The following is a 12,513-nucleotide window of genomic DNA, read 5'->3' as shown; positions in this document are numbered from 1 at the left end:
ACCGGAGTGGACGATCGCCACTCCGGTCCGGCTTATGCGATGACTTCAGTACAACGCGGGCAAAGCTCTGGATGTTCAGCATTTTGACCGAGCTCGGTCGAGTATGTCCAGCAACGGGCACAAGCGGCACCGTCAGCCTTCATGACGCTGATTTCGGCCGTCGCATAATCGACATCGGCCGATTCGACGTAATCGAGTTGCGACACTTGAAGCAACTGACGAACGTTATCGATCGTCTCGAGCAACTGTTTCGTCTCACCTTTTGGCGCGACTTGTAGTTTCGCTTCGAGCGGTTTACCGATCAACTTCTCGCCACGGGCGATCTCGATCGCTTTCAAGACGTCGTCACGGAACGTGAGGAACTTCGACCATTTAGCAAGCAATGCCTTCTCGTCTTCCGACAATGCCGCTACTTCGTCAAGGTCTGTCAAGAAGACGCTATCAGCTGTCTTCGCCGGCACTTCTTGCCACACTTCGTCCGCTGTGTGCGGGAGGATTGGTGCGAGCAATTTTGTGAGCGTGACGACCGTGTCATACATGACCGTTTGAACGGCACGACGACGTGCGTCGTCTTCACGTTCGATATACAGAATATCTTTCGTGAAGTCGAGATAGAACGACGACAACTCGTTGACACAGAAGTTATGGCTCAAGTGATAGACAGCCATGAAATCGAACGTGTCGTACGCTTTGACGACTTTCGTCTGAAGTTGCTTGAGTTTTGTCGCCATGAAGCGGTCCGCTTCCGGCATGTCTTCGAAGGCGACACGCATCGATGGGTCGAACCCGTTCAAGTTACCGAGCAAGAAGCGCAACGTGTTGCGGATCTTCCGGTAGACTTCCGACACTTGTTTGAAGTTATCGTGCGATGCGCGGACATCCGACTGATAGTCGACCGACGATACCCAAAGACGGACGATTTCCGCTCCGTATTGTTTGACGAGATCGTTCGGTGCGATCGTGTTGCCGAGTGACTTCGACATTTTACGTCCGTCGCCGTCGAGGACGAAGCCGTGGCTGAGCACGTTGCGATACGGCGCTTTGCCCGTCGTCGCGACTGCCGTCGAGAGTGACGAGTTGAACCAGCCGCGGTATTGGTCCGAGCCTTCAAGGTACAAGTCGGCCGGACGGCGCAAGTTATCGCGCTGTTCGAGTACGCCCGCATGAGACGAACCTGAGTCAAACCAGACGTCCATGATGTCGAGTTCTTTCCGGAACTCGCCGTTCGGGCTGTTCGGGTGTGTGAAGCCTTCTGGCAACAAGTCTTTCGCTTCACGCTCATACCAGACGTTCGAGCCGTGCTCATGGAACAAGTTGGCGATGTGGTCGATTGTCTCGTTCGTGATGATCTCCGTGCCGTCTTCGGCGTAGAAGATCGGAATCGGGACACCCCATGCCCGTTGACGGCTGATGACCCAGTCCCCACGGTCACGGACCATGTTGTAAAGGCGCGTCATGCCCCACTCCGGTACCCAGTTCACTTCTTCGATTTCACGAAGCATGTCGGCACGGAAATCTTTGATTGACGCGAACCATTGCGGTGTGGCGCGGAAGATGACCGGTTTTTTCGTACGCCAGTCGTGCGGGTACGAGTGCTTGATGAATTTCAAGTTGAGGAGGTAGCCGTTCTCTTCAAGCTTCATGCCGATTTGTTTGTTCGCGTCTTCATAGAACAAACCTTCGAAACCTGGCGCCTCCTCTGTCATATAACCACGGTCGTCGACCGGGCAGAGGACGTCGAGTCCGTAAGCTTGTCCGACACGGTAATCGTCTTCCCCGTGACCTGGTGCCGTATGGACGAGACCTGTCGCGTCAGCCGTGACGTGATCGCCGATCATGACGAGCGATGTCCGGTCATAAAGCGGGTGCTGAGCCGTCATGTGTTCGAACTCGCGCCCGTTCCAAGAACCGCTCACCGTGTAATCCGTCCAGCCGAGCGCCGTCGCCACGTCTTCGACGAGCGTTTCGGCAACGATGTACCCTTTGCCGTCGTGCTCGATGCGCGTGTACGTCAACTCGTCGCTGACCGCAATCCCAAGGTTGGCTGGGATTGTCCATGGTGTCGTTGTCCAGATGACGAAGTGGTCCGTTGTCGCTAAGACGTCTTTGCCGTCGACGACTTGGAACGCCACGTAGATCGCCGGTGACTTCTTGTCATAGTATTCGATTTCTGCCTCGGCGAGGGCCGATTCAGAAGACGGTGACCAGTAGACCGGTTTCTTCCCTTTATAGATGTAACCCTTCTCGGCCATCGTCCCGAACAAGCGGATTTGAGCCGCCTCATATTCCGGCAATAGCGTGATGTATGGGTTGTCAAAATCAGCCATCAGTCCGAGACGCTTGAACTGCTCGCGTTGCGAGTTCACTTGTTCCATCGCGTACGCCGCACACTTCTCGCGGAATTCGGCGACGGTCATCTCTTTACGATTGACGCCTGCTTTTTGAAGCGCGTTCTCGATTGGGAGACCGTGTGTGTCCCAGCCCGGGATCATCGGTGACTGGTAGCCGTTCAATGATTTGAAGCGGACGATGATGTCTTTCAATACTTTGTTGAGCGCATGGCCCATATGGATGTCGCCGTTCGCATACGGAGGTCCGTCATGCAGAATGTATTGTGGCTTTCCGGCATTTTTTTCTTGGACGCGGTTATATAGGTCCATCTGTTCCCAAGCCTCGTGCATGGCTGGCTCGCGTTTCGGCAAGTTTCCGCGCATCGCGAATTCTGTTTCAGGCATCAATAGTGTGTCTTTGTAGTTCATTGAAACTCCTCCTGCATCTTTTTTTGACAACAAAAAAACCCGCCCCTAATAGGGACGAGTTAGTCGACTCGCGGTACCACCCTACTAATCTCAGGGAAAACCCCGAGACCGCTCTTGGTAACCGATAACGAGGTCAGGCGGTCGCGCTTACTAACTTCAGCCCGACACTCATAGGGGATACCGATAAAGTCTTTCTCTTAGGCTTGCACCTTCCCTAAGTCGCTTCGTAGGTATGACTTTATCGACGTGTCCTAATCGACGTATTGTGTATTATCCGTGATGTTTGGTTGGTATGACTTCGTCGTCATTATACGCAAGTTCGGTCGTATCGTCAAGAACCGTCTGGACCGGCGGCTCCCCGACAATCGTGTCCCATTCCGTGCTGTTCAACAGCTCCATCTGAGCATCGACGAGGACGCGGAAGCGGGTCCGGTACAACTCGACTTTTTTGAGCATTTGAATGACTTCGCGCTCAGCGAGCTGTTCTTTACGTGACGCTTCTTCCTCACGGGCGAGCGCCTCGCGTTCGGCCTGCTTCAAAATGAGACTCGCTTCTTTCGCCGCGTTCGTCTTCACTTCTTCGGCAGCCTCTTGGGCGACGATAATCGATTTGTTCAACGTGTCTTCCATCGAGGAGAAGTAGTCGATACGGGCTTGCATATCGTTGACGAGTTCTTCGTACCTTCTATTCTCACGAATCAATAGCTCAAACTCTTTGATGATTTGATCTAGAAATTCATTGACCTCATCGATATCGTACCCGCGAAAACGAGTCGAGAACTCTTTATTATGAATATCAATCGGTGTCAACGCCATTCGACTTTCCTCCTAAGTTCAACGTATGATGCCATACTGGATTTTTATTTTCTCACGTTTCGTCGAGCCGAGAATCGCCGTCAATTTGACACGGCCATACCCTCGAATCGAGACCAAATCGTCTGGTTCAAGGATGAAGCTCGCATCGTCAATCGGTTTATGATTCACTTTGCAGTCTCCATGTTTGACGAGCGCCTGCGCTTTTTGCCTTGATAATCCGAGCACTTCGCTGACGACCGTGTCAAACCGGAGCGATGAGACGATTCCGAACTCGTCGCTCCATTTGACTTCGGGCACGACGAGCACGGACTCGGGCGGCACCTCTGAGATGCGAATCCGGGCCTTGCCGACCCGGTCGACGTTCATCTCGATGAACCCAATCGCCTCACGCGTCGTCGCGAATTGGGCGACGCCATCGTCGAGGACGACATCTCCGAATTTTTGACGCTTCAACCCAGCGTTCAAGAGCGTACCCGTCACCTGACGATGCGTCAATTCGACAAATTTGGTTGGATAGTCGATTTGACGAATCGCGATATCAAAATCGTTCGGGTCGAGCTCGTAATAGTCCGGAGCGAGGATGAGTCGACGCCGTTCCGCGCCTTCAAATCCGCCGTCCTCATAAATCGCGAGCTGCTTCCCGACGAGTTGCCGGACGATTTGTTGCTCGCGTGGATCTAAAAAGTCCGTCACTTTAAACACATAGTTGTCCTCGACTTGTTGAACCCAATCGAGCACTTGCTCGACAAACGGGCGCTCATTCGGACGATAATGATCGAAGACGCTCATTTAAATACCGAAAATCGCTCGCACTCCAAATTGTGCCATCCGTAGCACAAATAAAGCGACGATTGGGGAGATATCGAGCATCCCGCCGATTGGTGGGATGATTCGACGAAACGGGTTTAAAAACGGCTCGCATAGATACGATAAAATTTGACCAAATTTAGATTCGCGCGCATTTGGGAACCACGATAATAAAATATAGGCAATCAAGACCCAACTATAATACCCAAGTAATGTAACGATCGTGTTGCCTAACGCAGGTATAGCATTTTCCATTCAGTTACCACCCTTTACTGTTGAGTTCGTCCTCCGAAATCAAATTCGAGATCGATCCCGTCAACTCGATGTTGTTTGGAGTACATAGAATCGTGTTATGTCCAATAGACGTCATCGTCCCTTCTAACGCATAGACGACACCTGACAAGAAGTTGACGACTTGACGAGACTGCTCTTTCGACATCCGTTGGAGGTTGACGATGACGGCCCGGTTCTCTTTCAATTGGTCGCTGATGTCTTGGGCTTCGGCGAATACACGCGGTTCGGCCAAGACGACTTTTGAACGTTCTTTCTTCTTCGTGTTCAACGCGACGATATTGTTCGATGTTTTCGGACGGTCCTCAGTTTTGACGATTGCCTCCGTCATCGGTTGTGTCTTCGTTTCGGCGACAGCATACTCGTCTCCTTCGAACTGGTTGTTCGGATCTTCCTCGAGTCCAAAGAAGTCCTTCATTTTGTTTTTGATTGACATAACGGATTCCTCCTTAAAATATATTATTGCACAAGTACGGTTCCAATACGAACAAACGATGCGCCTTCTTCGATTGCCAACGTGTAGTCGTTCGACATCCCCATTGACAGTTCGGTACACGGTGCATGCGGATAGGCAAGACCTGCGACGTCATCGCGCAATTGTCTCAAGTTTCGGAACGTCTCCCGAATCACCGTCTCGTCCTCTGTGAACGGTGCCATCGTCATCAATCCGATGATCCGCACGTGAGGATACTGTTTACAGTTCTCGATGAACGGGATGACTTCCTCTTTTTCGAGACCATGTTTTGATGCTTCGCCCGATATGTTCACTTGCACGAAACAATCGATCACGCCTTGGGCGCGCTTATTGATTTCTTCGGCGAGCGAGAGGCGGTCAAGCGAATGAATCGCTGCCACATGGTCGATAATTTGTCTCACTTTACGTGTCTGCAGGCTGCCGATGAAATGAAACTTGGCATCAGGCGGCAACTGCTCGACTTTTTCAAGCAATCCTTCGGGACGATTTTCGCCGAAGTCACGGATGCCTTCCGCATAGAGGGCGTTCGCCACGTCGGGACCGACCGATTTCGTGACCGCGATGAGCGTCACCGCTTGATCGGTCCGATGCGCGTCGATCGTCTGTCTGACTTGATTCACATTATTCGCTATACTCACGATTTCTTCTCCTTGACGAGGACAGCCGCAAATCGACGTTTGGCATCTCCGTTCCGATATGAGAAAAAGCTTCGATCGGCTACGGTCGACAAGTTCGATTGGGTCACCTCGATATTTCGTTCAGCGGCGAGCGTCTCGTTCACTCGTTGCAGGGATAGATGGGCATGGCCTGCCTGTTCGTTCGAGACTGATGCTTCATAAGCTGCCGGCGAGACAGCTTCGACCGCATCAAGGACACGGCGGTCGACCTCGTAATGGTCGGCTGTGATGGCTGGTCCGACAAACATATCAATATCTTGTTCCGGTACGCCCAATGTTGCAAATGCATCGGTCATCGAGGCCACGATGTTACCGACTGTCCCTTTCCAGCCTGCGTGTGCGACACCAATGACGCCATGGTCTTTGGCGCAAAAGAACAGCGGGACACAATCAGCGAACACGAGGGCGAGCGGTAACGAGTCAACCGTCGTGACGAGACCGTCCGTCGCCGGAATCGTCTCATCGTAACGGTACGCTCCTCTGCCGCGGTCAGCGTCTCCGACGACTTCGACGTTTGTTTGATGCACTTGGTCGGCCCATACCGAATCAGTGAGGTCGAGACCGGCCGCTTCGAAAAATTGCTTCCGATTGGCGACGACTCGATCCGGGTCATCTCCGACGTGGAGTCCGACGTTGCCTTCGTTATGCCCATCGGTCCGGGTCGTGACGTAGGCGCGGTAGCGATCCGTCTCGGTTTCCCATGTATGTAACAGTCGCATATGATTCTCCTTTTTTAGAAAAAAGGGATGCCGAGAACCGGCACCCCCCTGTTGTTTAGTTACGGCGTTGTCTTACGAACGCTGGGATGTTGATCGTCTCGTCTGGGACGTCCCCGCCATAGACCGGTCTATGGAAGTTCCCTTCATCTTGTGGCGCAGCTTCTTGCGTTTTCGGTTGAGCCTCACGGTTCACTTCAGCTTCCGGTTTTTTCTTCGGTTGCTGGAGGAACGGGTTCGTCCCTTGCGCTTCTTCTGCGAATTCAGTTGCGATCACGGTTACGATGATCTCGTCGTTCAAGTTTTCGTTGATGACCGAACCGAAAATCAAGTTCACTTCTTCATCAGCGGCACTTTGTACGATTTGAGCAGCTTCCGTGACTTCGAACAAGCTGAGGCTAAGTCCGCCTGTGATGTTCATCAAGACACCTTTCGCGCCTTCGATTGAAGACTCGAGAAGTGGAGATGAGATGGCTTTCTTCGCTGCCTCGACGGCACGGTTCTCGCCTGTCGCGACACCGACACCCATGAGGGCCGAGCCTTTTTCTGTCATGATCGTCTTCACGTCAGCGAAGTCGAGGTTGATGAGTCCAGGGATGGCGATCAAGTCTGTGATCCCTTGGACACCTTGACGAAGGACATTATCCGCTTCACGGAACGCTTCGATCATCGGCGTATTGCGCTCGACGATTTCAAGCAACTTATCGTTCGGAATAACGATGAGTGTATCCACTTTTTCTTTGAACGCTTGAATCCCGTGTTGGGCATGTTGCATCCGTTTGCGTCCTTCGAACATGAACGGTTTTGTGACGACACCGACCGTGAGCGCTCCGATTTCTTTCGAAATCTCAGCGATGACAGGTGCAGCCCCAGTCCCGGTTCCTCCGCCCATACCTGCTGTGACGAAGACCATGTCGGCGCCATCAAGCGCTTCAATCAACTGTTCACGGCTCTCTTCTGCCGCTTTTTTCCCGATATCAGGATTTGCGCCGGCACCGAGGCCACGCGTCAATTTCGCGCCAAGTTGAAGCTTAACGTCTGCTTTTGACATGTTGAGTGCTTGCGCGTCTGTGTTGACGGCGATGAACTCGACACCTTGCACTCCGTGCTCGATCATGCGGTTGACGGCGTTTGAACCGCCACCACCGACTCCAATTACTTTAATTTTTGCTACGGCGTCAATCGCCTCATCAAAGTACATCATTTCAGGTATCCCCCTACGTAATTTCCAATTGTTAACACAACGTCAAGTTTACACGCCAAATAGTTTTTCCATTAAGCGGCCAAATCCATTTTTCGTTTCGCGATCGTCCCGCTCCACATCCACGTCGTGGTCGTGGTCGTTTGGCATCGTGCCGTCCGGTTTCGTGACGGTCACGCGCTCTTCCGGCTTTTCAAGTCGTGACTTCGAGACGTGATGATCGCTCATAAGCACGTACTTGAGGACGCCGACCGCGGTCGCGTATTTCGGGTGTCTGACGCCAATCGACGAAGGCTGATACAGTCTCGTCGTTTGACCCATAACACGAGTCGCCAATTCTTGGATGCCAGGTAAAGCAGCGGCCCCACCGCAGAGGAGATATCCTCCACTGAGCGTCGGGACGCCTACCTTTTGCACTCTATTCAACACAAGCGTAAACATTTCCTCTATTCTTGCCTCTAAAACATAACTAATTTCTGCTTGCGGTTCGAACGTTACTTCTCCGTTAATGTTCGTGAACGAGAAGCCCTCGGATGCGTCGGCCATTTCTTCAAGGGCGAGTCCGTATTCTTCTTTCGCCACTTTGGCGTCCTGGTATTTACAGTTGAGCTTGTAAACCAAGTCGCGTGTCATATGATCGCCTCCGACAGGAAGGATATATGAGTAGACAAGGTCGCCCCGATAGAAGACAGAGACGGTTGTCTTTTCATGTCCGATATCGATCAATCCGATACCAAGATCGATTTCGTCGACAGATGCCGCGCTCATACCGAGTGCCAAGTTGCCGAGGACGAATCCTTCGAGTTTCAGACCCGCTCGTTCGATGGAGCGACGAATGCTATGTAAAATCGTCTTCGAACCAGTAACCATCTTCCCGTGCATCTCTAAACGATAGCCGAGCATTCCCCGAGGATCGACGACACCTGTCTGTTGATCGACCGTGAATGACGACGGGATCACATCGATGACGCTCATCTCGTCCGGCAAGCGCATGACTTGCGCCGAGTTGATGACTTCGATGACATCTGTATCCGTGATTTCTTGGTCTTCTCGTTTGACCGACGCGATTCCGTGACATGGGGCGATTTGGATATGTTCCCCTTCGATGGCAACATATACCGACCGAATTTGATCACCGAGTGCCGCTTCGGCATGTTCGACGGCTTGTTTGATGGCTTGAACCGTCTTATCGATGTCGACGACGGCGCCACGTTTTACTCCTGCAGACGGGGCACACCCCTCCGCCAAAATGTTAAGCGTTCCCCCGAGTAATTCACCCACGACGAGCTTAATTTCTGACGTTCCTATATCCAATGCGGCCACATAACCATTCGCTTCCAAAAGGGAAACACCTCCGCGCTTTAATTTCTATACTTGAATTCCGTTACAGTGTTACAGATATCCAAAAATATTGTTAGGTCCGGCAAGATATCTCACGTCTAAGTTTACAACAAATAAGATAGTGAGAAAAGGTAGAATCCTACAAATTAAGCGGTTTTGGGGTGTCAATTCGATTACAATCGATAAAAAAACAGCCCTTATGTGTCTAAGGACTGTAAAATATCAGATTATTCTTTCGGTTTTTTATACGGGACGAAATAATATCCGCCATCCATGACGACAGTTCCTCGTTGTCCTTTTGGAATGTTTTCATAGATTTCACCGTATTTGGACACGGTTTGACTGAGCTTGAACGTTGGCGTTTGAATCGTGTTGCCGTCGTTCATATAAATCTCATATCGAGTCGATTCCCCGTCTTGTTTCGAGAACACGATTTCCGACATCCGGGCCCGCATCGCGTCATCGACTTGTTCAAGCTCAGTCGCGATTTTCTCGAGTTCAGCTTTGTCCGTGAATTCACGCAAGAGTGGACCGTCCTTTAACTTCTCAGGGTCGGTGATGCCGCCAGTCGGATGAAGCGAGCCATCAGCAAGTACCGCGACTTCTTCTTGATCCGTCCGCGAATACGCGATCATCTTTTCTTCTTCGACATCGATTGTCACGATGTTATACCATGAGCGGTCGACGTCGACATCTTTCACTCCAGGCACGGCGCGGAGTTCTCGTTCAATCTCCTTCGGTGACACTTGAACGATTTTTGTGGACGTATCGATGTCCGTCCCGGCGAGCACGTACTCTTCTGTCAGCCAGGACAGACCGTTCACGTTCACCGCCTTCACGTCAGAGACCGATGTCTGCATATATACGACGAGTGCGATCAGCACCGCGAATAAGATCAAAATGGTCGACAAGCGTCGGTTCGCTTTTTTACGACGCTGATCTTTCATATACGGGATACGGTCTTCTAAACTACGAACGGTGTTCTGACGTGTCTCCATGTCTATTCTCCTTTATCGGCGGACTTCTTCGACGAGGTCGGCGAGTGATTCCGCAGCTTGCGGGAATCCTAGCCGTTTCGATGCTTCTGCCATCTCAGTATGATGTGCCAATACGTGACGGATCGACTTGACGAGTGTCTCGCCCGTCAAGTCTCCTTCTTTGATCAATTCGGCCGCGCCGCTCTCAACGAGGGCTGACGCATTTTTCGTCTGATGATCGGCCGTCACATACGGGCTCGGAATCAAGATGCTCGGTAGACCGAGCGCGGTCAACTCCGAGATCGTCGACGCGCCGGCCCGTGACACGACGAGGCTCGCGCAAGCGAGAAGCTCAGGCATATCGTAGACGTATGGCAAGACATGGACGTTTTCAGCTGTTGGCGCGGTGGCCACGACGTTGTCGTAGTGCACGTTCCCGGTCACGTAGAGCACGTTCACCGGTTCAGCCGCGAGCTCGGGAATAGCTTCGATGACAGCGCGATTGATTGCTTCTGCCCCGCGGCTTCCGCCGTAAATCAAGATGATCGGCCGCTCATCGATCCCGTACTTGGCACGGACGGCCGCCTCATCTACGGTCGTCTTCAACACTTCGCTCCCACGCGGGTTCCCGATGACGCGAACGTTGGCTCCGGGAAACTGCGACTCAGAACCGGCGAACGACAAGGCGACGCGGTCGGCTTTCTTCGAGAGGAACTTGTTCGTCAAGCCCGGGATGCTGTTCTGTTCATGCAAGATGGTCGGAATTCCGAGCTGCTGTGCCGTAAAGACGACCGGTCCTGAGACGAAGCCGCCCGTTCCGATGACGACATCCGGACGAAACGTCTTCATCTCTTTACGTAACGTGAGGACGGATTGAATGAACCAATACGCCGTCTTGATGTTGTCGAGCGATAGAGAACGTTTTAGTCCGGCAATCCGGATCGATTTGAACGGGACGCCCGCCCGTGGAACGAGGTCAGCCTCGAGACCGTTCTCAGTCCCGATATAAAGCACCTCGAGGTTCGGGTGCCTCGCTTTGAGTGTGTCGAGAAGAGCGAGTGCCGGGTAGATGTGTCCACCCGTCCCTCCACCAGAAATCATAACTTTCATCGATTGGCCTCCTCATATGCATTCACGAGTCGGGCGAAATGTTCGCCGCGCTCTTCGAACGTCTTATATTGATCCCAACTTGCACAAGCCGGCGATAATAAGATCACGTCATCAGTCGCCGACTGTTCGAACGCGAGCGGGACCGCCGCCTCGAGCGTAGCGACCGCGAACGACGGAATCTGCTCGGCCTCACCTAACGACTTGAACCGCTCTGCTGTCTCGCCATAAGCGACAATCGCTTTGACCCGGCCGAGCGCCGGAACGAGAGAAGTGAGGTCGGCGCCACGTTCGAGTCCTCCGCACACCCAGACGATCGGGGCCTCGAAACCGTTCAATGCGGCTTCGGCGGCCACGTTGTTCGTCGCTTTCGAGTCGTTATACACCCGGCGGCCGAGCACTCGCCCGAGGCTCTCTGTACGGTGGGCCACTCCGCCGAACGTCTGAAGGACGCGTTCGATGTGTGCTCGCGGAATGTCGAACGGTTCGACGAGCAACAAGGCTGCCAACACGTTCTCGACGTTATGGGCCCCACCAAGGGCAAGGTCCTCGACGCGGATGACCGGTTCTCCATGAAGCGTGATCCAACCGTCCACTACGTGTGCGTCTCCACTGTCGTAACCGAACATTGAGGCGGGAAGACCGGACGGGACACGTTTCATCACTTCCGTGTCGCTGCCTTTGACGACGACACGGTCTGCGGCCGTCATGTTCCGGAACAAGTTTCCTTTGGCATCGGCATACGAGTCAAAGTCGCCGTGGTAATCCAAATGCGCCGGTGACAAGTTCAACAGTGCCGCCGCTTGCGGATGGAACTGTTCGACGCCCATCAGTTGGAAGCTCGACAGCTCGATGACGATGACGTCACCCTGCTTCGCTTTCGATGCCACTTCGATGGCCGGGAAACCGATATTCCCTGCCACATGCACCGGACGACTTCCCCCTTTGAGCAATTCGTGGACGAGCGTCGTCGTCGTCGTCTTCCCGTTCGAACCGGTGATGGCGACAAACGTGGCATCGGTCGCCAAGTAGGCCAGCTCCACTTCTGTATAGATCGGGATGTTCCGCTCAAGCGCTGCTTGGAGGAGCGGGATGTGATACGGGATACCCGGATTTTTGACGATCATGTCCGTCGTGTCGAGCAATTCGAGCGGATGGGAACCGAAGACGCCGTTGATGCCGAGCGCTTTGATTTTCATCCGTTCTTCCGTTGACGGTTCGCTCCCGGTATTGATGGTCACGTTCGCGCCGACATTTCTTAAGTAAGCGGCAGCGGCGATGCCGCTCCGTGCCGCGCCGAGTACGAGGACTCGTTTATCGTTCCACTGTTGTTGCATGTCTTCCAC

Annotated in this window: 12 protein-coding genes; all 12 read right to left on the bottom strand. The window is 52.9% G+C overall.

The window, feature by feature from the left end; translation table 11 throughout:
* Window positions 1-32 precede the first annotated feature (32 nt).
* Window positions 33-2,759, bottom strand: coding sequence for an isoleucine--tRNA ligase (gene ileS / locus KNP02_RS04960; RefSeq protein WP_214707408.1), 2,727 nt, complete (start codon window positions 2,757-2,759; stop codon window positions 33-35).
* Window positions 2,760-3,029: 270 nt separating this feature from the next.
* Window positions 3,030-3,575: a DivIVA domain-containing protein gene (locus KNP02_RS04955; RefSeq protein WP_021067053.1), complete on the bottom strand. Its 546-nt coding sequence runs from the start codon at window positions 3,573-3,575 to the stop codon at window positions 3,030-3,032.
* Window positions 3,576-3,593: 18 nt separating this feature from the next.
* Window positions 3,594-4,364 carry a YlmH family RNA-binding protein gene (locus KNP02_RS04950; RefSeq protein ID WP_214707406.1) on the bottom strand — a complete coding sequence of 257 codons (771 nt, stop codon included), beginning with the start codon at window positions 4,362-4,364 and terminating at the stop codon, window positions 3,594-3,596.
* Window positions 4,365-4,637, bottom strand: a complete 273-nt coding sequence (locus KNP02_RS04945; protein WP_021067051.1) for a YggT family protein — start codon at window positions 4,635-4,637, stop codon at window positions 4,365-4,367. It lies immediately after the preceding gene.
* 4 nt (window positions 4,638-4,641) lie between these two features.
* Window positions 4,642-5,109, bottom strand: coding sequence for a cell division protein SepF (locus tag KNP02_RS04940; protein WP_029595732.1), 468 nt, complete (start codon window positions 5,107-5,109; stop codon window positions 4,642-4,644).
* A 23-nt stretch (window positions 5,110-5,132) separates the two neighbouring features.
* Complete coding sequence (locus tag KNP02_RS04935) at window positions 5,133-5,786, bottom strand: YggS family pyridoxal phosphate-dependent enzyme (RefSeq protein WP_034777085.1); 654 nt, start codon at window positions 5,784-5,786, stop codon at window positions 5,133-5,135.
* On the bottom strand, window positions 5,783-6,544 hold the full coding sequence (gene pgeF, locus KNP02_RS04930) for a peptidoglycan editing factor PgeF (RefSeq protein WP_214707404.1): 762 nt from the start codon (window positions 6,542-6,544) through the stop codon (window positions 5,783-5,785). The genes KNP02_RS04935 and pgeF overlap by 4 nt, the downstream gene beginning before the upstream one ends.
* Before the next feature lie 55 nt (window positions 6,545-6,599).
* Window positions 6,600-7,745 carry a cell division protein FtsZ gene (gene ftsZ / locus KNP02_RS04925; RefSeq protein WP_034777081.1) on the bottom strand — a complete coding sequence of 382 codons (1,146 nt, stop codon included), beginning with the start codon at window positions 7,743-7,745 and terminating at the stop codon, window positions 6,600-6,602.
* Window positions 7,746-7,793: 48 nt separating this feature from the next.
* Window positions 7,794-9,083, bottom strand: a complete 1,290-nt coding sequence (gene ftsA, locus KNP02_RS04920) for a cell division protein FtsA (RefSeq protein WP_034777079.1) — start codon at window positions 9,081-9,083, stop codon at window positions 7,794-7,796.
* A gap of 227 nt (window positions 9,084-9,310) precedes the next feature.
* Window positions 9,311-10,081: a cell division protein FtsQ/DivIB gene (locus tag KNP02_RS04915; RefSeq protein WP_214707402.1), complete on the bottom strand. Its 771-nt coding sequence runs from the start codon at window positions 10,079-10,081 to the stop codon at window positions 9,311-9,313.
* Window positions 10,082-10,093: 12 nt separating this feature from the next.
* Window positions 10,094-11,170, bottom strand: a complete 1,077-nt coding sequence (gene murG, locus KNP02_RS04910; RefSeq protein ID WP_214707400.1) for an undecaprenyldiphospho-muramoylpentapeptide beta-N-acetylglucosaminyltransferase — start codon at window positions 11,168-11,170, stop codon at window positions 10,094-10,096.
* Window positions 11,167-12,504, bottom strand: coding sequence for a UDP-N-acetylmuramoyl-L-alanine--D-glutamate ligase (gene murD, locus KNP02_RS04905; RefSeq protein WP_251129132.1), 1,338 nt, complete (start codon window positions 12,502-12,504; stop codon window positions 11,167-11,169). The genes murG and murD overlap by 4 nt, the downstream gene beginning before the upstream one ends.
* Window positions 12,505-12,513: the final 9 nt, after the last annotated feature.

Origin of the sequence: Exiguobacterium sp. s40 (genome assembly GCF_018617905.1) — a bacterium.
GTDB lineage: Bacteria > Bacillota > Bacilli > Exiguobacteriales > Exiguobacteriaceae > Exiguobacterium > Exiguobacterium mexicanum_A.
Note: the sequence above shows the minus strand (reverse complement) of the source record. Positions and strands in the feature narration are given on the sequence as shown.

Coding starts and splice junctions, on each gene's coding strand:
- ileS (WP_214707408.1), bottom strand. CDS start 2,759: ATGAACTACAAAGACACACTATTGATGCCTGAAACAGAATTCGCGATG.
- KNP02_RS04955 (WP_021067053.1), bottom strand. CDS start 3,575: ATGGCGTTGACACCGATTGATATTCATAATAAAGAGTTCTCGACTCGT.
- KNP02_RS04950 (WP_214707406.1), bottom strand. CDS start 4,364: ATGAGCGTCTTCGATCATTATCGTCCGAATGAGCGCCCGTTTGTCGAG.
- KNP02_RS04945 (WP_021067051.1), bottom strand. CDS start 4,637: ATGGAAAATGCTATACCTGCGTTAGGCAACACGATCGTTACATTACTT.
- KNP02_RS04940 (WP_029595732.1), bottom strand. CDS start 5,109: ATGTCAATCAAAAACAAAATGAAGGACTTCTTTGGACTCGAGGAAGAT.
- pgeF (WP_214707404.1), bottom strand. CDS start 6,544: ATGCGACTGTTACATACATGGGAAACCGAGACGGATCGCTACCGCGCC.
- ftsZ (WP_034777081.1), bottom strand. CDS start 7,745: ATGATGTACTTTGATGAGGCGATTGACGCCGTAGCAAAAATTAAAGTA.
- KNP02_RS04915 (WP_214707402.1), bottom strand. CDS start 10,081: ATGGAGACACGTCAGAACACCGTTCGTAGTTTAGAAGACCGTATCCCG.
- murG (WP_214707400.1), bottom strand. CDS start 11,170: ATGAAAGTTATGATTTCTGGTGGAGGGACGGGTGGACACATCTACCCG.
- murD (WP_251129132.1), bottom strand. CDS start 12,504: ATGCAACAACAGTGGAACGATAAACGAGTCCTCGTACTCGGCGCGGCA.